Origin of the sequence: Marinospirillum sp. (assembly GCF_044810985.1) — a bacterium.
Classification (GTDB): domain Bacteria; phylum Pseudomonadota; class Gammaproteobacteria; order Pseudomonadales; family Halomonadaceae; genus Marinospirillum.
Window position 1 is genome coordinate 2,118,235 of sequence record NZ_CP085242.1, and the last position, 19,042, is coordinate 2,137,276.

The window sequence follows — 19,042 nt, forward strand, 5'->3', positions numbered from 1 at the left end:
GGGACGCTTACTTCTTGTCGTCTTTCACTTCTTCAAACTCAGCATCGACTGCATCATCCGGGCCTTTGCCAGCGTCTTCCGACTGACCGCCTTCGGCACCCGGCTGAGCCTCGCCACCCTGTTCGGCATAGAGCTTCTGAGCCAGACCACCGGATGCTTCGGTCAGAGCCTGAGTCTTGGCTTCGATCTGATCCTTGTCATCCGACTTGAGGGCCTCTTCCAGTTCGGTAATCGCCTTTTCAATGGCTTCTTTTTCACTTTCTTCGGCTTTGTCGCCAACATCCGCCAGAGTCTTGCGGGTTGCGTGAATCATGCCATCGGCTTGGTTACGGGCCTGGACCAGCTCTTCAAACTTCTTGTCTTCTTCAGCGTGAGCTTCGGCATCGCGTTCCATCTGTTCGATTTCTTCATCGGTCAGACCGGAAGACGCCTTGATGACGATGGACTGCTCTTTACCAGTGGCCTTGTCTTTGGCAGACACGTTGAGAATACCGTTGGCATCCAGGTCAAAGGTCACTTCGATCTGGGGCACACCGCGTGGAGAGGGCGGAATATCGGCTAGATCAAAACGACCCAGTGACTTGTTCTGAGCTGCCTGTTTGCGCTCACCCTGAAGCACGTGAATGGTTACGGCACCCTGGTTGTCTTCCGCTGTGGAAAAGACCTGGGATTTCTTGGTCGGGATGGTGGTGTTCTTCTCGATCAGAGAAGTCATCACGCCACCCATGGTTTCAATACCCAGAGTCAGCGGGGTTACGTCCAGCAGCAGAACATCCTTCACGTCACCGGCAAGAACGGCACCCTGGATGGCAGCACCCACGGCAACGGCTTCGTCAGGGTTCACGTCTTTACGGGCATCCTTACCGAAGAATTCAGCAACCTTGGCCTGAACCTGCGGCATCCGGGTCTGACCACCGACCAGGATGACATCATCAATTTCAGATGCCGATACACCGGCATCTTTCAGAGCGGTGCGGCAAGGAGCCAGTGAACGCTCAACCAGTTCTTCCACCAGGGCTTCCAGTTTGGCACGGCTCACCTTGACGTTCAGGTGTTTGGGGCCTGACTGGTCAGCAGTCACGTAAGGCAGATTCACCTCAGTTTGCTGACTGGCTGAAAGTTCAATCTTGGCTTTTTCCGCAGCTTCTTTCAGACGCTGCATGGCCAGAGGATCACCTTTCAGGTCAATACCACTGTCTTTCTTGAATTCATCAACCAGATAGTCAATCAGGCGCAGGTCGAAATCTTCACCGCCCAGGAAGGTGTCACCATTGGTGGCCAAGACTTCAAACTGGGTTTCGCCATCAACATCGGCCACTTCGATAATGGAAATATCGAAAGTACCGCCACCCAGGTCATAAACCGCAATGGTTTTGTCACCGCGTGACTTGTCCATGCCGTAAGCCAGAGCGGCAGCGGTTGGCTCGTTGATGATGCGCTTGACTTCCAGACCGGCAATGCGCCCGGCATCTTTGGTGGCCTGACGCTGGCTGTCATTGAAGTAGGCAGGCACGGTGATGACCGCTTCGGTGACTTCTTCGCCCAGGTAGTCTTCTGCTGTTTTCTTCATTTTCTTGAGGACTTCAGCAGAAATCTGGGGAGGTGCCATCTTCTTGCCTTTCACTTCAACCCAGGCATCGTTGTTGTCGGCCTTGACGATCTTGTAAGGCACCATTTTGATGTCTTTCTGCACAACGTCTTCATCAAACTGGCGGCCAATCAGGCGCTTAACCGCATAAAGCGTGTTGTGTGGGTTGGTGACAGCCTGACGTTTGGCACTCTGCCCAACCAGGATTTCACCTTCTTCGGTGTAAGCGATGATGGAGGGTGTGGTACGACCCCCTTCACCATTTTCAATAACCTTGGGTTTGTCACCATCCAGGACGGCAACACAAGAGTTGGTTGTACCCAAGTCAATACCAATAATGCGACCCATAATTTAATCTCCAAAATTCGGTTTTAAAAAGTAGCTGCTTGCTTTTGCTGGCGTCTGCTTACGTTATTTGTTCGCAGCGGCTCAATTTCAAGCGGTCTCGTCAATTTTTTTTGAGCTGCCACCAGTGGTCACGACAACCATCGCCGGGCGCAGCAGCCTGCCATTCAGGGTGTAGCCTTTTTGCAGTACATCCATGACCGAGTTGGCGGGCAACTCGGGGTTGGGCACCATGCTCATGGCTTCATGGTACTGGGGATCGAAGGTTTTCCCCATCGGATCAACCTGACTGATATTGAATTTGCCCAGTACATCCTGGAAAAGTTTGAGAGTCATTTCGACCCCTTCTTTCTGAGACTCTTCCACTTCGCCCAGTGCCTCTGTTGCTTTTTCCAGGCTGTCGGCTACCGGCAAAAGCTCTCTGGCAAATTTTTCCAGGGCAAACTTGTGCGCCTTTTCCACATCAGCTTCTGCTCTGCGCCGCACATTCTGAGCTTCAGCTGCAGCGCGCAGCATGTGATCCTTGGTGTCATTCAGCTCCTGCTGCAGGCTCTCAACCTGAGCGGCCAACCCGGCAATCTCTTCTTCCGGGCTAACTTCTGAAACAGTATCCGCTTCTGTTGCCTGGGTGGCTTCGACTTCATCCTGTTGCTGCTTGAGCTCCTCATCTTTGCTCATATCTCACTCCGGTAAGCGGGGCGAATCAGCGCCGCCCGATAAAAATCAGTTAACAACCTGTAAGGGGTGACTACCTAAATAGGGACGACTTGGGTCAGTTTCAAGGCAAACCGGAAATTTAATCCCATAACTTGCTACTCGTTGCCAGCTGAGGTATAAGTTTTACTGTATAAAACATCAGGGGAGGCGCTATGCTTATCAACCTAAGTATTCAGCAACTGGCCATCGTTGAACAGCTGGAACTGGAATTTCGGCCCGGCATGACGGTGATCACCGGCGAAACCGGGGCAGGCAAGTCAATTTTGCTGCAGGCCCTGGGCCTGGCGCTGGGTGATCGCGCCGACAGCGACAGCGTTCGCTTTGGTGCCAAGCGTGCTGAAATCACCGCCTCCTTTGATTTGACTGCTTTGCCCGAAGCCAGAAACTGGCTGGAATCCCATGAACTGGACAGTGATGAGTGCTTTCTGCGCCGCAGCCTGCTGGCCAATGGTCGCTCCAAAGCCTGGATCAATGGCCAACCCTGCCCGGTTCAGCATTTGAAGGAGCTGGGCGAGCTGCTGCTGGATATCCACGGCCAGCATGCCCACCAATCTTTATTGCGCAAGGACACCCATTTGCCTCTGCTGGACAGCTACGCAGGCTTAAGAAACGATGCCGAAAAGCTGGCCGACCACTATCGCACCTGGAAACAGGCTCACAAGCGTCTGGAGAATCTGCGCCAGCAGGATGATGCCCAGCGCGCCCGCATTCAATTATTGCGCTACCAGGTTGAAGAGCTGGATCAGTTGGCCCTGAGTGAGCAGGAACTGGCGGAACTGGAAGCCGAGCAGAAAGAACTCGCCAATGCGGAAAATCTGATTCAGACCAGTCAGCAGGCCCTTAATTGCTGTGATCAGGAAGAGGGTGCCGCCCTGCAACAGGTCAACCAGGCTCTGCAACTGCTGGGCAATCTCAACACGCCTGCACTGGAAGCCGTCAAGGGTCTGCTGGGTGATGCCCAGATTCAGCTGCAGGAAGCCAGCCATGACCTGGAAGTGTATCTCAGCAAAATTGAAATCGACCCGGCACGCCTGGAGTGGGTGGAAGAGCGCCTGAACAGCATCTACCAGACTGCCCGCAAGCATCATCTGCCCCCGGAAGAGCTGCCTCAGCATCATCAGCAATTACGCACCGAGCTGGAGGAACTGGATGCCGGAGAAGGCAGCCTCGACCAACTGACCCAGGAGCTGGAAGAACTGACTGCAGCCTTCCGAACCCAGGCAGAGGAACTGAGCCAGAAACGCCGCCAGGCTGCAGAAGAGCTGGAGTCCGCCATAGACCAGCAGCTGTCGTACCTGGGCATGGAAAAAAGTCAGTTCAAGGTCAGCTTTCAGCCCCTTCAGGGATTACACCCTCAGGGTCAGGATGAAATTGAGTTTTTGATTGCTCCCAACCCCGGACAACCCCCCAAACCCCTGGTTCGTATTGCTTCCGGGGGCGAGTTGTCACGCATCAGTCTAGCTATTCAGGTGGTTACCGCAGCCACCAGCAGCATTCCAACCCTGGTGTTTGATGAGGTGGATGTGGGTATTTCCGGTGCCGTCGCAGAAATTGTCGGCAGAATGCTCAAACAGCTTGCCGAGCGCGGCCAGATCCTTTGTGTCACCCATTTGCCCCAGGTTGCGGCTCAAGGAGACCAGCATCTGCATATTCACAAAAAAACGGAAGATGAAAACACCCAGACCCACATGCAACTGCTGGATGAACAGGGTCGGGTGACCGAGCTGGCCCGAATGCTGGGAGGGATCAAGCTGTCGGATTCAACTTTGGCTCATGCCCGGGAGATGCTCCAGGAAAGCCGCCACTAAAGCGGCCTTCCTGATCCAGGGTTTAGGGAGCCTCTGATTTACGTCACGAGCGCAGTAGTTAATCAGAGGTTTCTTAGCGCCTTTTCTTGACGTAAAGAACCAGGGCGTGATCGACCAGATCCAGACCCTGCTCTTCAGCGAGCTGATGCTGGCGTTTTTCAATTTCCGCATCGTAAAACTCGATAACTTCCCCGGTATCGACATTCACCATGTGATCATGGTGATCGGCTTTGGACAGCTCAAAAACGGCATGTCCACCATCAAAGTTATGCTTGTCAACAAGACCGGCTGCCTCGAACTGGGTCAAAACTCGATACACCGTAGCCAGGCCAACATCTTCGCCGGACTCAATCAGGGTTTTGTAGACATCCTCAGCACTCAGATGGTCATCCGACAGTCGCTCCAGCACCTGTAGAATCTTGATTCTGGGCAGGGTTACTTTCAGGCCTGCCTTTCTTAATTCCTGATTTTCGTCAGCCATTGGAACTCTCTATGCTAAAGTGATCAGAATTCTTCGCAGTAGTGCAAAGTTTTGAGTATCATTCACTGCCTCTATTATTCACTGAAGCGGATCAGAGTTAAACCCATTTGTTATGAAAAAACCCACTAAAATACTCACCTATGCACTTCTGGCGCTCCTGATTACGGGTTGCAGCTGGCTGGGGCCTTATAAACGCGATATTCAACAGGGCAACCTGCTGGATGACGAGGCCCTGGATCAGCTGGAAGTGGGCATGCGACCCGATCAGGTGAAGTACCTTTTGGGCAGTCCGCTACTCACGCCGCTGGGCAATGACCGCCAGTGGGATTATGTTTATCAGGTACGCAGTGGCCAGCAACTCAAGGCCCGCAAAAGAGTCAGCCTGGTTTTTGAGCCGGGTGAAGACGACCGTTTGCAGGTAGCCAGCATCAACGTCAAGGAAAACCAGGTGAATGTGGAGTCACTGGATGAGCTGATACCCAGTGCTGATGAAGGTATACCAGCCACGGACACTACACCGGCTCAGCCTCGCCAGCCAGACCCCCAGCAAAGAGAACCCGGCCAAACGCCCGGCGGCCCACGCGGTGGCCTTTAACTCTTTTCGGCCCGCTTGGCACGGGCTGCCTTGGGATCAGCAATCAGGGGGCGATAAATTTCCACTCGATCGCCCTGCTTGACCGGCTGTTCATCCGGCTTGGCAACCAGCTTGCCAAAAATTCCCAGTTTGGCCTGGCTGATATCCAAGCCGGGGAAAAAAGCTTGCATACCGGACATCTCGGCCGCCTGACGCACACTGGTTCCTTCCGGCACCTGCAGTTTCAGCAGTTTCTGTTTTTCAGGCAGACCATAAGCCACTTCGATTTCAGGCATTTTTTCCATAGACCTCATCGGCACGTTTGACAAAAGCATCGACCTGACTAGCCGCCATTTGCGAAAACAAGGGGGTCAGGGCTTTGGAAACCACCTTGCCGGCAATTTCAAACTCCAGCTCAAAGTTCACCTTACAGGCCTTCTCGGACAGCGGCTGAAAATACCAGTGGCCTTCCAGTTTTTTGAAAGGCCCTTCCACCAGGGATAAGTCGATACGCTCGGGATCAAACAACTCATTGCGGGTGGTGAAGCGATACTTCATGCCCGCTTTGGAAAGCTCCAGCTCACCAATCAAATAATCATCTTTTCGCTCAATCAGTCGTGCATCACTGCAACCGGGAAGGAATTTCGGGTAAGATTCACAGTCATTGACCAACTCGAACATTTCTTTTGCCGAGTGCATGACCAAAGCCGAACGGCTGATACGGCTCATATTTAGTCTCCAGTTCACAGCTGCTGTGCCAGGGATTCTAACATGAGCCAGATTTTCTGCAGACTTTCTCGGACACCTTAGGATTATTAATCAGGATTCGCCTATTTATGGGTAAAAAATCTAAAAAACAGCCGGACAGCAATACCATTGCCGTTAACCGCAAAGCCAGACACGAATACCACATCGAAGAAACCTTTGAAGCGGGTCTGGTTTTGGCTGGCTGGGAAGTGAAAAGCTTACGGGCCGGCAAATGCCAGCTCACGGACACTTACATTCTCATCAAGGATGAAGAGGCCTTCCTGTTGGGCTCTCACATCACACCGCTGAACACCGCCTCCACGCATGTGGTGGCTGATCCAACGCGCACCCGCAAGCTGCTGTTGCACAAAAAAGAAATTGCCCGCCTGGTGGGCAAGATCAATCAGAAAGGCTTCACTTGCGTCCCCCTGTCTCTTTATTGGAAGGGCAACAAGGTCAAGTGTAAGCTGGCTCTGGTGAAGGGCAAGCAACTGCATGACAAGCGGGCCGCTGACAAGGATCAGGACTGGCAGCGCCAGAAAGGCCGCATCCTGCGTGAACAAAACAAATAATCCAGGAACTTTTTAAGTTGCTTGTGGTTTAACTGTTTGACTGTGTTAAAATGCAGTCACACATTACGGGGACGTCCTGGCTTCGACGCCGGTAGCGAAACCTGAGGTGCATGCCGAGAGTGAAGTGGCTCTCGTAAATCAATCGCTTCAATTGTTATAGTCGCAAACGACGACTCTTACGCTCTAGCCGCGTAGGCTACTCCTGAAGCCATGTTGCCTATCGCAGGTGGACGGAGATTATGAGCGCAGCCAGATAGGATCGCAGCAAAGATCGCCTTCGTCGGCGCTGTTAAACTCAAATCGAAGGATCGCTGAAGGGTATCCTGTTCGTCGGAGACCCGACAGTTAAAACAAATGACGAAACTAAGCATGTAGATCCAAGGGCAGAGTGTCGGCGGACGCGGGTTCAACTCCCGCCGTCTCCACCAAATTCTGACAAAAAAGCTCTGATTATTCAGGGCTTTTTTTGTGCCTGACTTTCCAGGATACCACTTGGGATACCTGTGATCCCACTCAAAGCACCCTGCAATATCCATTCAGCAAAGGCAATTCTGAGTGTTTGCAACCCATACCTGCAAATCTTGAATCAGGCCGGTTGTATATATATATCAAAGCAGGTGCCCTCACCCGGCTGACTGCTGACCTGAACGCTGCCACCCAACTGTTGGGTGATGATGTTATAGAGGATATGTAGCCCCAGTCCAGTGCCGCCATTACCCCGCTTAGTGGTGAAGAAGGGGTCAAAAATCTTTTCCAGTGAGTCTGCAGGAATACCCTTGCCATTGTCGGTAAATCGCAAATGCAATTCGCCCTTATCATCCTGGCTGACAGCAATTTCTATCACCCCCGACTGATCCGGCTCGAAAGCATGCAGTAACGCATTCATAACCAGATTGGTCAGTACCTGGGAAAATGGACCTGCATGGGTGGTGATAAAGAGATTTTCAGGGCAGTCCAGCTCAATACGGATGGGCCGGGTTTTCATTTGCGGGCGCAGACTCAGCAAGGTCTCTTCAATGTATTGGCGTACATTGAGCTGGGTGAGTTCATCGGTGGATTGATCCACTGCCACCCGTTTAAAGCTGTGCACCAGATCCGCAGCCCGTTGCAGATTGCCCAGCAACATCCGACAGCTTTCTTCCACCAGGGCAAGAAACTGCTCGAGATCCGAGCGCTTCATCTGGTTGTCGCTAAACAGCTGTTTGAAACTGGTTGCTCTTTCATCCAGATGACTGGCTGCCGTTACCGCAATTCCTACAGGCGTGTTAATTTCGTGGGACACGCCCGCCACCAGCGACCCCAATGCCGCCATCTTTTCAGATTCGATCAGTTGCTTTTGTGCTGCCTGCACTGTTTCCAGGGCATTTTCCAGGCGTGTTCTTTCTGCGGCCAGCTCGGCTGTACGATCACGCACTCGGGCTTCCAGTCCCTCGTTTAATTCCTGAAGCTGATGGTTTTTGACTTCAATCCTGCGTACAAGGCTGGCCAGGTTGGCGACCATGTGTTTGATGGAAAGTGACAGGATGTCTTTTTCACTCTTGGGAGGCGGGCAGTCCACGCCCAGTTCGCCGTGGGAGATACGGTTCAGCAATTCAATTCGCTCTTCCAGGTCATCCAGCAGGGTATTAAACGAAGCGGCCACATCACCGGCCTCGGTACCAAACTCCACATCCACGCGGCGGGAATAATCCCCTTCACTGACAATGCGCTGCATGGTGTTGACCGTATCAATCCAGGTCATGCGCACACCATGTTCGGCCACATTCAAGCCGATCAGCTCATTTTCAAGCGATACCCGCAAATGGTTGCGACGCTTAAGCAACCAGAACACTGGCAACGAAATCAGCACCGACCAGAAAATGGCTGCCGCCACCCCGAGCAGCTGCACCCCAAGCTGAGTGAGCACCGCACCGGTGGCCAACTGGTCTGCAGCCACAAAGAGTGGGAAAACCAGGGTGCCACCTATACCGGCGATGCCATGTACGGGAATGCCTCCTACGGGGTCATCGATTTGCAGACGCAGCAGCAGGAGTTCACCGTAGTAGACCAGAACACCACCCAGAGCTCCGATCAACACAGCGGCTCCCGGAGTGACCAAATCAGCACTGGCGGTGACCGCGACCAGCCCACCAAGAATACCGTTGAGTGTTCTGGTCACTGAAATGGTTTTACCGTGCGTGAGGGTGATTACGAAGGCACTTCCGCCGCCAGCCGCCCCTGCCAGTACGGTGTTCATGACAATAGTCGCCACACTGCCATCGGCAACCAGTGCGCTGCCACCATTAAACCCAAACCAACCGAACCAAAGTAGAAAAACCCCCAGAGTAACCAGGGTGAGATTGAAATGCGGAATCTCTATTGCTTCGCCGTTGTCAGCAAAACGCCCATAACGTGCACCCAGCATCTGGGTTCCAACCAGGCCCACGGTGGCTCCGACCAGGTGCACCACAGTCGAGCCTGCAAAATCCATGAACCCCAGCTTGGCCAACCAGCCGTCATCGTGCCAGCTCCAGTGGCCGAATACCGGATAGATCAGAGTAGTCAGCACTACCGAGATGGCCGCATAGCCTCGAAAACTCATGCGCTCGGACACGCAACCACTGACGATGGTGGCGGCGGTGGCGGCAAACATCAGCTGAAAGACAAAGAGAGCATGGTCGTAATCACTGGAAAAGCCATCCAGCATCATTCCCTGCCAGCCAAAAAGACCCACTTGACTGGCACCGAACATCAAACCAAAACCCACCAGCCAGAAGGACAGGGCACCTGCTATAAAATCGACCACGTTTTTCATGGCAATGTTGACGGAGTTCTTTGCCCGCACAAAACCAGTTTCCAGCATGGTGAAACCGGCCTGCATCATGAAAACCATGAAAGCTGCAATCAGAATCCAGATAAGGTCAAGATTTTCCTGCATGGCTCAGGCTCCTGCCGGTTGTGAATCGGCAAGCTGCCGGCGAATGGCTGCAAACTCATCAAAGTGCGCCAAAAACAGGTCAATAAGCTGGGGGTCAAAATGGGTGCCCCGCTCCCCGGCAAAATGCTCCCTAATCTGCTCCAGGGGCCAGGCTTTTTTGTAAACACGATCCATGGAAAGGGCATCAAACACATCTGCAATCGCAGCTATGCGGCCATAAAAGTGGATTTGCTCACCCGCAAGGCCATTGGGATAACCCTTGCCGTCATAGCGTTCGTGATGATCACGGGCAATGATGGAAGCTGTTCGCAGCATGGGGCGTTCGGAATCGGCAAACAACTGATGCCCAGCCTGGGAGTGGCCTTTCATCACCTCAAACTCTTCAGCCGTTAATCGGCCTGGCTTGTTGAGAATCTCATCGGGCACACTGACTTTTCCAATATCATGCAAGGTTGCCGCTTGCGCCAGCAACTCGGCCTCCTCTTCGTCAATACCGGCCAGTTCGGCCAGGTGGCGACAGTAGGCTGCGACCCGGTGAATATGGTTTCCAGTTTCCTTGGAGCGGGTTTCGGCCACTGATGCCAGGCGATGGACGATTTCCCTTAGGGTGGATTCAATCTCTTGGTTCAGGCGCACGTTGCCAAACGCAACGGCCACATTGGAACAGAACACCTCCAGCAGAGTGCGGTCAACCTCGTCCAGTGAGTGCTGGGCCTCCATATAAATCATGTTCTTATGGCGCTGACTGTCTTCAAAGTAGATGACCATCCGTTCCGGTTCGAACAGACTTTCACGCCGCATCAGAGCGGTTTCCAGGAAGGCCATGATCTCAGGAGCCACCACCTCGGGTGCAGGTTTTTGACCCAGACCTTCAAAATGACCGGCACCGGCCAACAAGTAGAGGCTTTCTGCCTCGCTACCGCTCACAAAGCAACTGCTGCAATAAAAAGCATCCCGCTGCATCCCCAGCAACGATACCAGTTGGGTCAGCACGCCCTGAACGAATTTTTCCATGGAGAGAATTTCAAAGAGGCTTGATGAGGCTTCAATGATCTTTTCCAGACCACGGCGATTTTGCTGGATGGTGTCCAGGTCGCGGAAGGAACGCAGGCTTGCCACTGCAGTGGTAAAAAGTTTCTGGCTGGTCAGTTCAGTTTTTGTTTTGTAGTCGTTGATGTCGTAATCCAGTATTACCCGACGCTCTGGAGCCTGACCGGGCTGGCCGGTACGCAACACTATGCGGGTCATGTTGTTTTTAGCCTCATCTCGCACATGACGTGCCACCTGAAGCCCAGCATCATCGGTTTCCATCACCACATCCAGAAACATCAGGGCAGTATCCGGGTGCTGGCTGATCAATTGTTTGGCTTCGGCACCCGAGTGGGCGCTGAGGAACTCCAGGCTACGGCCATCAAACACGAAATCACACAAAGCCAGCCGGGTGATACTGTGAACTTCCGGTTCATCATCAACAATCAGCACCTTCCAAGGTACATGGGTGGTGGAGTCTTCGCTGGCTAGGCTGTCATCCTCCTCGGCAAAAAGCAATTCATCGCTCATACAGCTACTCCCTGTGAGGGTATGAGGTTTTTCAAGAAACGTTATTGGCTCGCTAGCAAATCCCATGCCATATAAAAATTGGGTGAATTCAACCACCATCCCCGCAGGAGCAGTTCTTTTTTTCTTGTCAATAACCCTACATTTAGTAAGGCTTTGTCTTACATGCAACACCACCGTACGGCCAACTCCTGAGCCTCTTCATTCAAAACCAGAAACAAAAAACATATTCACTTCATAAATACTCCTCACTAAGAGGTGGCACCAAACTTGCCATAGCCCAGTTGAATAAAAAATCAAAAAAGGGACTCTCTATGAAACTTCCTGCCTTCGCTCTGCTGTTACTTTTTGCCCTACCTGTACATGCTGAAAACAACAGTCTTGCTGATCTCCAGGGTAAGCTGGACATGATCTGGATTGCGGTTGCCCTGTGTCTGGTGTTGTTCATGCAGGCCGGTTTTACCGGCTTGGAATCCGGCCTGGTCAGGGCCAAAAACAGCATCAATGTTGCCATCAAAAATGTCACTGACCTGATTTTTTCCATCGCCGGTTTCTGGGTGGTGGGCTTTGGCATCATGTTCGGTTCTTCCCTTTGGGGGCTGATGGGTACCGACAGCTTTATGCTGCAGGGCAATGATGAGCCTTTCGGATTGATCTTTTTTGCTTTCCAGGCTGTTTTTGCAGGTACAGCCGTGACCATCATGTCCGGTGCTGTGGCGGAAAGAGTCAAGTTCCATGCCTATCTGGTGATTGCGGTAGTCATCGGTGCCCTGATCTATCCGGTTGTCGGGCACTGGATCTGGGGCGGGGCCTATCTGACCGGGGAAGATGGCTGGCTTGCAGCCATGGGATTCATGGACTTTGCCGGCTCCACAGTAGTGCACTCTGTGGGTGGCTGGATGGGGCTGGCAGGCATAATGCTACTGGGGCCACGCATTGGTCGCTTTGATGCCGATGGAAAACCCCGCAATATTCCCGGCTGTAATGTTGCCATGGCTTCCATCGGTGTGCTGATACTCTGGTTTGGCTGGTTCGGATTCAATGGTGGCAGTACGCTGGAAGCTTCAACCGATATTGCCCATATTCTGCTGAACACCATGTTGGCAGGGGCTTTCGGGGGCTTGGCCTGCTTTTTTATCTCCATGTTCATTCACAAGGTTCCGGTCGTTGAGCGTATCCTCAATGGTATTCTGGGCGGCCTGGTCGGAGTTACAGCAGGTGCTAATATTTTAACCCCTGGGGGTGCCGTGCTGATTGGCCTGAGCAGTGGCTGTCTGGTGTATTTTGCCGAGTGGCTACTGCTTTATGTTTTCAAACTGGATGACCCCGTAGGTGCAATCGCCGTGCACGGTTTCGGTGGTGCCTGGGGCACCCTGGCTTTGGCTGTTTTGGCGCCTGCAGAGCGCCTTGCAACTGGCGACCCCATAAGCCAGCTATGGATTCAGTTTATCGGTGTTGCAGCCACGTTTGCCTGGACTCTGGCTGCTGGCCTGATCCTTTTTTATCTACTCAAAAAATTCAACAAACTGCGGGTGCCACCGGATCAGGAATTAAAGGGGTTGAATATTTCCGAGCATGGTGCCCGTATGGCCTGGTTGGACACCATGGAAACCATTCGGGAAATTGTCGACAAGGGTGATTTGTCGAAACGTGTGGAGGTGGAAATCGGTACGGAAATGGGCGAGGTCGCAGAAAGCTTCAATCAATTGCTGGAAGAGCTGGAAGAAAAAACCCGACTGGCCCGTGCCGTCTCCAAGGGTGACCTCTCCTGCAGTCTGCGCCCAAAAAGCAGTGAGGATCACCTGGGTCATGCTATTGCTGACATGGTGACCAACCTGAGCCAGGTAGTAACCCAGGTACAGGGTTCTGCTGCCAATATCCAGGAATATGCCGAGTATCTGGGCAGCTCCAGCAATCAACTCAACCAGGCCAATGAAGCTCTCACTTCCAGCATTACCCAGGTTCAGACCCATGTTGAGGAAACCAACAATGCAGCCCGGCAAATGGAAGACAAGGCCAAACAGGGCTGTCAGTTCATAGAGGGCAATATTGCCAGCATGAACAATGTCGGTGAGGCACTCAGCCAGATGCTGCATACCATCAGCAAGCTGGACAGCAGTTCACGCAACATCAGTGAAATTATTCAGACCATTGGGGAAATTTCTGACCAAACCAATCTTCTGGCTCTCAATGCTGCCATTGAGGCTGCTCGGGCAGGGGAACATGGCCGTGGTTTTGCAGTGGTAGCGGACGAGGTTCGCAGTCTGGCAGAGCGGACCCTGGGAGCCACTCGGGAAATCGTTGCCCTGGTTGATGAGATCGTCAAGGATACCCAGGAGGCTGTGCATTCCAGTGAAGAAAGCAGCCATTTAACCAGGGAGGTAACCCAGGTTGCCGAACAGACCATTGACTCCATCAGTAGCATCAAAAATTCGGTTGAAGGGGTGCTCAAGCGTATGCAGGCCATTGCCGCCAGTGTGAGTCTGCAAGCCAACCATAGCAAAGAATCGGTCGTTTCCGCTGAGCAGATCAACTCAATTGCTGAACAGATGTTGGATCATGCCGACGGCCTCACTGCCAGTGTCGGTTTCTTCAAGCTGGATACCCGGCCAACTGATTCCCTCAAAACTGCAAAGCCGGTTACACCCGGAAGGAACCCACGACCTCACTCAGCTGATCCGTTTGCTGTTTAAGGGTAGCCGCCAGTTCATTCAGGCTTTTGGAAGAATCGTTACTTTCAGCGGAGTAATCAGCAATTGACTGCAGGTTCTGGTTGATTTCAGCCACCACGTTGGTCTGTTCTTCTGTTGCGGTGGCCGTTTGCAGTGACATGTTGCTGATTTCTTCCACTGCCTGCTGAATGCTGGCAAAGGCTTGGGCCGATTTTTCCACATCGGTTACGGTTGTCTCCACCAGTTTCAGGCCCTGGCGAATCGCAGTGACGGATTCATCGGCACCGGTCTGCAGGGTTTCTATTTTCTGGCGGATATCTTCAGTGGAGCTTTGTGTCTGGCTCGCCAAGGCTCTGACTTCTTCCGCCACCACGGCAAAACCACGACCCTGATCACCGGCCCGGGCCGCTTCGATCGCAGCATTAAGGGCCAGAAGGTTGGTTTGTTCGGCAATGCCTTTAATCACATCCAGCACACTGCCCACACTTTCGGCTTCTTCTGCCAGACGGCTTATCGCGGTGGACGAAGAATCCAGTTGATCGGCCAGCTGTTTGACCCGTTCACTGGATTGCTGAGAGATATCCACACCCTGGCTCACCGAGGTGCTGGCACCGCTGGCGGATTCAGCACCACTGTTGGAGTTGTTGGCAATTTCTCTGGCTGCCGAGTGCATCTCCTCCATGGCCACAACCACCTGATCTACCGTTTGCTGCTGCTGTTCGGTCAGCTCAATATTGGAGGCGGCGGTATCGTGCAAGAGGCGGGTGCGTTTGACCACTTCATCATTCACGGTCTTGACCACGGAAATGGACTGGTGCAGCTTTTCCATGACCTGGTTAAAAGCAGCAGCCACCTGGCCCAGTTCATCTTTGGAGCTGACCTGAATACGTGCGGTCAGATCCCCTTCACCCTGAGCCACATCCCGCATCCGGTTGCGCAGAAATTCAATCGGCCCCACCAGCAGTTTGGGGGCCAGGATGCCCGCCAGTAAAAAGGCCAGAATAAGCACCAGCAGCTGCACCAGTTGCATGAAGGTTTGCTGGTCTGTTGTGCTCGCGGCTTCTGTAGAGGAGGCCTGGGCCAGTTCATCAATACGTTCACCCAGCTCATTCAGAAATTCTCTGGGAGCCTCAAACAAGGCTTGCTGTTCTTGCCGGTCAGGGTTGGCTATCAGTTCCTGGGTATGCTCCTGCCAGGTCGTCATCAGGGTCTGATATTCACTGGCCGCCGAAGTGGAAGCTTGTTCACCCAACAGCTCAATGGCGGTCAGACCGCGATCCAGGGCTTGCTGGTAATTCTCCTCAATATCCTGTTGCAGTGCCTCCCTGTTCCCGGCACTGGCTTCCTGCTGCAACTGACGCAGAGCCACCAGGTTCTGGTAGAGATCCCGGTCTGCGTTAAGTACAGCTGAAATGGCCGGAAAATACTGCTCATCAAAACTTTTCACCTGGGTGGAGATGCTGTTCATGGCAAGGTAGGAGGTAACACTCATAAAGAGTATCAGCAAAGCAGCCAAGCCCAAGGGTATTCTGATTTTGGTGCGCAGCGACCAGTCTTTGATTGTTTTCATTGTTTTATCTCCTTTTACCCATCAGGTTAGGCAACTCCCAGAATGAAAGCCAGTCAAAGAGGCTGTACGTATAGGCTTATTGATTGCTATCAGGCAGTTGCAGAATATTGATCCAGTAGTCACCCAGGCTTTTAATCACCTGAATGAACTGATCAATATCAATTGGCTTGGTGATGTAACCTGAGGCCCCCATGTCATAACAGCTTTCAATGTCCTTCTCGGCATCTGAGGTGGTCAGCACTACCACCGGAAAGCGTTTGAGTTCAGGGTCGGCCTTGACTGCAGCAAGGAATTCCCGGCCATTCATTCTGGGCATATTGAGGTCAAGGAGAATCAGGCCGGGGGTAGGGGCGGTTGTAAAAGGAGGCTGCTTTTTTAAATAAGCCAGGGCTTCGCGCCCATCCACAACCAGATCCAGTGCGATATCCAGCTGACTTTCCTGGAAAGCCAAACGCACCAAATGGGCATCCGCAGGCTCATCTTCCACCAGCAGTACCTTAAGTGCCGCCTCAGAGGTCTGGGTTTTAGTCATGCGTCCACTCATTGTTATGCTTTTTCCCTAAAATTATACATACTGTTACTCAATGTTAGTCTTTACTGCAGTGAAATCAAGTCATTCCTTGCCCGGCGCTCTCCGCATCTTATGATACAATCAGGCTTTGATTTTTCCAGGTAATCCTTAACTATGCGTGTACTGTTTCTTTCTGACTATCAGGCCTTGTTTCAGGCATTGGAGGAAGAGGCACAGCGTTACTCCGGCCTGGACATCCAGTGCACTGATTCCCAGACGCAACCACTGGCACTCCCGGATTTTGACTTTCTGCTTCTGGCTCCTCTGGGGACAGGCGGTGAAGTTAGCTGTCTGCCTGATGCCAACAACCTGCAGTTCTGGCTGGAAGCCCTGCCGCAACTGGTTGAGCTTTGTACTTCACGCAATGCCGGTCTATTGCTGGTTTCATCCGACCTGGTTTTCATGCCTGAACAACAGGCCGTGAGCGAGCTGGATCAGCCCGAAAACAGCAGCAAGCTGGCCCAGCAACTTCTCGCTCTGGAAAGCCAGGCTGCCCGCTGTCATCAGCATATTATACTAAGAATACCGCCTTTGCTGAGCAGTGCTCCCGATGGCGGTCTTGCTCATCTGATCAGCTGCTGCAAAGAGCACCAGGCCCCTGAAGATATTGATTATCGTGGCTTGCAGTCTCTGCATGACCTGGCCAGGGTTCTTCTGGGCATGGCATTGCAACTGGATTCCGGTGCCCAGGCGACCGGTGTTTATCACTATGCGGGCAGCGAGCCGGTCAGTCAAACCGAGCTGATGCACACGCTTGCACGCCAGCTGGGTACAGCGCCTTACCCGGCAGACCATTCAGGAACCAATCGTCACGGTATGAATACCCAACATCTGCTGGAGACTTTCGGCGTTCATCCCCGAGCCTGGCGCGCCAGCTTACCAGCTTTACTGGAGGAGCTGAATGAACTCACAACCAACCAGCACTAAAACACCGGCCAGCCGTTATATCCGTAAACCCCGTCCCCTGGGGAGCCTGGCTTTTTATTGTGGCTATTTTTTTGCCCTGCTGTTCATCGGTGCTCCCCTGGCGCTGCTGGTCTGGCCGCTGCCCGCAAAACAACGCTTCAGACTGCTCAATCTGCACAGTCGCTTTGTCATTCAGTGGCTTCGCCTCACCTGCGGTATAAGGTATGACTTTGAAGGTCTGGACAATCTCCCCGAGGGTGCTTTTGTTCTGGTGGCCAATCATCAAAGCGAATGGGAGACCATGTATCTGCAAACCCTGAAACCACCGATTTGCACGGTTCTCAAAAAAGAATTGCTGAAAATTCCGGTCTTTGGCTGGGGCCTTCGCCTTTTACGCCCGATCCCTCTGGATCGCAGCCAACCTGCCAAGATGATTCGGGTTGTTCTCAAGGTAGGGGCAGAAAGAATTCAGGAAGGGATTTCGGTGCTTATTTTTCCTGAAGGCACCCGAGTGGCACCCGGAAAAAGCAAACCCTTCAGCAAAAGTGCGGCCATGATCGCCTGTCGGGCTGGCGTACCTCTTGTACCCATTGCCCACAATGCCGGGGAGCATTGGAGTTCTTCGGACTGGATCAAGCATTCCGGCGTGTTGAGCATGCGCATTGGCAAGCCCATCACCACTGAAGGCAAGAGGGCCGATCAGGTCACACGCGAAGCTCAGGAATGGATTGAGGGCCAACTGGCCGAAATATCAGCGATACCTCGGCCAGCGACCCTGCCGCAGGAAGATTAACCCTGGTAACGCTGGAACACCAGGCAGGCGTTGGTGCCGCCAAAACCAAAGCTGTTGGACAGAACACGATTCAACTGTACGCCTTCACGGGCTTTGCCGGTCACGATGTCAAAACCTTCTGCTGCTTCATCCAGCTCGTCAACATTGGCTGAAGCGGCAATAAAGTCGTTTTCCATCATCAACAGGGAGTAAATCGCTTCCTGCACACCGGTGGCCCCCAGGGAGTGACCGGTCAGGGATTTGGTGGAACTCATTGCCGGAGTCTGGTCGCCAAAGACTTCACGAATGGCTTTCAGCTCAGCAACATCGCCCACAGGTGTGGAAGTACCGTGGGTGTTGATGTAGTCAATGCTGCCGTCCAGGTTTTGCATGGCTTGCTGCATGCAACGGGCTGCACCTTCACCAGAAGGCGCGACCATGTCATAGCCATCGGAAGTGGCGCCATAGCCGACCAGCTCACCGTAAATTTTCGCACCACGAGCCTTGGCATGCTCCAGCTCTTCCAGAACCAGCATACCGCCGCCACCGGCAATGACAAAGCCATCGCGGGTCTTGTCATAGGGGCGCGAAGCCTTGTCAGGCGTATCGTTGTAACTGGTGGTCAAGGCACCCATGGCATCAAACAGGCAGGACAGGGTCCAGTGCTCTTCTTCGCCGCCACCGGCAAAGACCACATCCTGTTTGCCCAGCTGGATCATTTCCATGGCATTGCCAATGCAATGAGCTGAAGTCGCACAAGCGGAAGAAATGGAGTAGTTGACACCCTTGATTTTGAAGGGCGTGGCCAAACAGGCGGAAACGGTGCTGCCCATGGTGCGGGTGACACGATAGGGCCCCACACGGCGCAGGCCTTTTTCACGCAGGACATCAGCAGCCTCAACCTGGTTGGCAGATGAAGCACCGCCGGAACCGGCAATCAAACCGGTGCGTACATTGGAGACCTGGTCTTCGCTCAACCCGGAATCGGCAATGGCCTGCTGCATGGACAAATAAGCAAAGGCGGCCGCGTCACCCATAAAGCGTTTGAGTTTGCGATCCACCAGCTCATCCAGATTCAGGTCAATTGTGCCAGCAACCTGGCTGCGAAAACCCTTGTCTGCATAATCCTGTTTGAACTTGATGCCGGAACGCCCAACTTGCAAAGATTCCAAAACACTCTGTTTGTCTGCGCCCAGGCAGGAAATAACGCCCAGGCCTGTAACAACTACTCGTCTCATTGATTTG

Annotated in this window: 16 protein-coding genes and 1 other RNA gene; 7 read left to right on the forward strand and 10 right to left on the reverse strand. The window is 53.0% G+C overall.

Going from position 1 to position 19,042, the window contains the following annotated elements; all coding sequences use genetic code 11:
* Positions 1-7: 7 nt before the first annotated feature.
* Together dnaK and grpE are read right to left on the reverse strand one after the other, a co-directional pair.
* On the reverse strand, positions 8-1,936 hold the full coding sequence (gene dnaK, locus LG323_RS09930) for a molecular chaperone DnaK (RefSeq protein ID WP_404415546.1): 1,929 nt from the start codon (positions 1,934-1,936) through the stop codon (positions 8-10).
* An 87-nt stretch (positions 1,937-2,023) separates the two neighbouring features.
* Complete coding sequence (gene grpE / locus LG323_RS09935; RefSeq protein ID WP_310696010.1) at positions 2,024-2,611, reverse strand: nucleotide exchange factor GrpE; 588 nt, start codon at positions 2,609-2,611, stop codon at positions 2,024-2,026.
* A gap of 191 nt (positions 2,612-2,802) precedes the next feature.
* Here grpE and recN point away from each other — a divergent pair, with 191 nt between their 5' ends.
* The gene (gene recN / locus LG323_RS09940) at positions 2,803-4,458 is read left to right on the forward strand and encodes a DNA repair protein RecN (RefSeq protein WP_404415551.1); all 1,656 of its coding nucleotides are present in this window, start codon (positions 2,803-2,805) and stop codon (positions 4,456-4,458) included.
* A gap of 73 nt (positions 4,459-4,531) precedes the next feature.
* Here recN and fur read toward each other — a convergent pair whose 3' ends face one another.
* Positions 4,532-4,939, reverse strand: a complete 408-nt coding sequence (gene fur / locus LG323_RS09945) for a ferric iron uptake transcriptional regulator (protein ID WP_404415554.1) — start codon at positions 4,937-4,939, stop codon at positions 4,532-4,534.
* A gap of 112 nt (positions 4,940-5,051) precedes the next feature.
* On the opposite strand from fur, the gene LG323_RS09950 reads away from it, so the two are divergent.
* The gene (locus LG323_RS09950; protein ID WP_404415556.1) at positions 5,052-5,534 is read left to right on the forward strand and encodes an outer membrane protein assembly factor BamE; all 483 of its coding nucleotides are present in this window, start codon (positions 5,052-5,054) and stop codon (positions 5,532-5,534) included.
* Here LG323_RS09950 and LG323_RS09955 read toward each other — a convergent pair.
* Positions 5,531-5,818 (reverse strand): RnfH family protein, encoded by a 288-nt coding sequence (locus LG323_RS09955; protein ID WP_404415559.1) that lies wholly within the window; start codon positions 5,816-5,818, stop codon positions 5,531-5,533. The two genes, LG323_RS09950 and LG323_RS09955, sit on opposite strands and share 4 nt — an antisense overlap.
* Positions 5,802-6,242: a type II toxin-antitoxin system RatA family toxin gene (locus tag LG323_RS09960; RefSeq protein ID WP_404415561.1), complete on the reverse strand. Its 441-nt coding sequence runs from the start codon at positions 6,240-6,242 to the stop codon at positions 5,802-5,804. The genes LG323_RS09955 and LG323_RS09960 overlap by 17 nt, the downstream gene beginning before the upstream one ends.
* 107 nt (positions 6,243-6,349) lie before the next feature.
* Between LG323_RS09960 and smpB the strand changes: the two genes are divergently transcribed.
* Together smpB and ssrA are read left to right on the forward strand one after the other, a co-directional pair.
* Positions 6,350-6,832: an SsrA-binding protein SmpB gene (gene smpB / locus LG323_RS09965; protein WP_310696016.1), complete on the forward strand. Its 483-nt coding sequence runs from the start codon at positions 6,350-6,352 to the stop codon at positions 6,830-6,832.
* Between the two features lie 67 nt (positions 6,833-6,899).
* Positions 6,900-7,260: a transfer-messenger RNA gene (ssrA, locus tag LG323_RS09970) on the forward strand.
* Between the two features lie 158 nt (positions 7,261-7,418).
* Here ssrA and amt (LG323_RS09975) read toward each other — a convergent pair.
* Both amt (LG323_RS09975) and LG323_RS09980 read right to left on the reverse strand, forming a co-directional pair.
* Positions 7,419-9,749, reverse strand: a complete 2,331-nt coding sequence (gene amt / locus LG323_RS09975) for an ammonium transporter (protein ID WP_404415566.1) — start codon at positions 9,747-9,749, stop codon at positions 7,419-7,421.
* Between the two features lie 3 nt (positions 9,750-9,752).
* On the reverse strand, positions 9,753-11,309 hold the full coding sequence (locus LG323_RS09980) for a DUF3369 domain-containing protein (protein WP_404415569.1): 1,557 nt from the start codon (positions 11,307-11,309) through the stop codon (positions 9,753-9,755).
* A 311-nt stretch (positions 11,310-11,620) separates the two neighbouring features.
* On the opposite strand from LG323_RS09980, the gene amt (LG323_RS09985) reads away from it, so the two are divergent.
* The gene (amt, locus tag LG323_RS09985) at positions 11,621-13,999 is read left to right on the forward strand and encodes an ammonium transporter (protein ID WP_404415572.1); all 2,379 of its coding nucleotides are present in this window, start codon (positions 11,621-11,623) and stop codon (positions 13,997-13,999) included.
* On the opposite strand, the gene LG323_RS09990 is transcribed toward amt (LG323_RS09985), so the two are convergent.
* Positions 13,947-15,548 carry a methyl-accepting chemotaxis protein gene (locus tag LG323_RS09990; RefSeq protein ID WP_404415575.1) on the reverse strand — a complete coding sequence of 534 codons (1,602 nt, stop codon included), beginning with the start codon at positions 15,546-15,548 and terminating at the stop codon, positions 13,947-13,949. The genes amt (LG323_RS09985) and LG323_RS09990 overlap by 53 nt on opposite strands.
* A gap of 76 nt (positions 15,549-15,624) precedes the next feature.
* The gene (locus LG323_RS09995) at positions 15,625-16,080 is read right to left on the reverse strand and encodes a response regulator (protein WP_310695384.1); all 456 of its coding nucleotides are present in this window, start codon (positions 16,078-16,080) and stop codon (positions 15,625-15,627) included.
* Positions 16,081-16,233: 153 nt separating this feature from the next.
* Between LG323_RS09995 and LG323_RS10000 the strand changes: the two genes are divergently transcribed.
* Entirely contained in the window at positions 16,234-17,046 is an 813-nt protein-coding gene (locus LG323_RS10000; protein ID WP_404415579.1) for a sugar nucleotide-binding protein, read from the forward strand.
* Positions 17,021-17,818, forward strand: a complete 798-nt coding sequence (locus tag LG323_RS10005) for a lysophospholipid acyltransferase family protein (protein ID WP_310695382.1) — start codon at positions 17,021-17,023, stop codon at positions 17,816-17,818. The genes LG323_RS10000 and LG323_RS10005 overlap by 26 nt, the downstream gene beginning before the upstream one ends.
* Here the strand turns inward: LG323_RS10005 and fabB are convergent.
* Positions 17,815-19,035, reverse strand: coding sequence for a beta-ketoacyl-ACP synthase I (gene fabB / locus LG323_RS10010; protein WP_310695381.1), 1,221 nt, complete (start codon positions 19,033-19,035; stop codon positions 17,815-17,817). The two genes, LG323_RS10005 and fabB, sit on opposite strands and share 4 nt — an antisense overlap.
* Between the last annotated feature and the right edge of the window lie 7 nt (positions 19,036-19,042).

Coding starts and splice junctions, on each gene's coding strand:
- LG323_RS10000 (WP_404415579.1), top strand. CDS start 16,234: ATGCGTGTACTGTTTCTTTCTGACTATCAGGCCTTGTTTCAGGCATTG.
- LG323_RS09960 (WP_404415561.1), bottom strand. CDS start 6,242: ATGAGCCGTATCAGCCGTTCGGCTTTGGTCATGCACTCGGCAAAAGAA.
- fur (WP_404415554.1), bottom strand. CDS start 4,939: ATGGCTGACGAAAATCAGGAATTAAGAAAGGCAGGCCTGAAAGTAACC.
- LG323_RS10005 (WP_310695382.1), top strand. CDS start 17,021: ATGAACTCACAACCAACCAGCACTAAAACACCGGCCAGCCGTTATATC.
- LG323_RS09990 (WP_404415575.1), bottom strand. CDS start 15,548: ATGAAAACAATCAAAGACTGGTCGCTGCGCACCAAAATCAGAATACCC.
- LG323_RS09980 (WP_404415569.1), bottom strand. CDS start 11,309: ATGAGCGATGAATTGCTTTTTGCCGAGGAGGATGACAGCCTAGCCAGC.
- LG323_RS09950 (WP_404415556.1), top strand. CDS start 5,052: ATGAAAAAACCCACTAAAATACTCACCTATGCACTTCTGGCGCTCCTG.
- smpB (WP_310696016.1), top strand. CDS start 6,350: ATGGGTAAAAAATCTAAAAAACAGCCGGACAGCAATACCATTGCCGTT.
- grpE (WP_310696010.1), bottom strand. CDS start 2,611: ATGAGCAAAGATGAGGAGCTCAAGCAGCAACAGGATGAAGTCGAAGCC.
- fabB (WP_310695381.1), bottom strand. CDS start 19,035: ATGAGACGAGTAGTTGTTACAGGCCTGGGCGTTATTTCCTGCCTGGGC.
- LG323_RS09995 (WP_310695384.1), bottom strand. CDS start 16,080: ATGACTAAAACCCAGACCTCTGAGGCGGCACTTAAGGTACTGCTGGTG.
- dnaK (WP_404415546.1), bottom strand. CDS start 1,936: ATGGGTCGCATTATTGGTATTGACTTGGGTACAACCAACTCTTGTGTT.
- amt (WP_404415572.1), top strand. CDS start 11,621: ATGAAACTTCCTGCCTTCGCTCTGCTGTTACTTTTTGCCCTACCTGTA.
- recN (WP_404415551.1), top strand. CDS start 2,803: ATGCTTATCAACCTAAGTATTCAGCAACTGGCCATCGTTGAACAGCTG.
- amt (WP_404415566.1), bottom strand. CDS start 9,749: ATGCAGGAAAATCTTGACCTTATCTGGATTCTGATTGCAGCTTTCATG.
- LG323_RS09955 (WP_404415559.1), bottom strand. CDS start 5,818: ATGGAAAAAATGCCTGAAATCGAAGTGGCTTATGGTCTGCCTGAAAAA.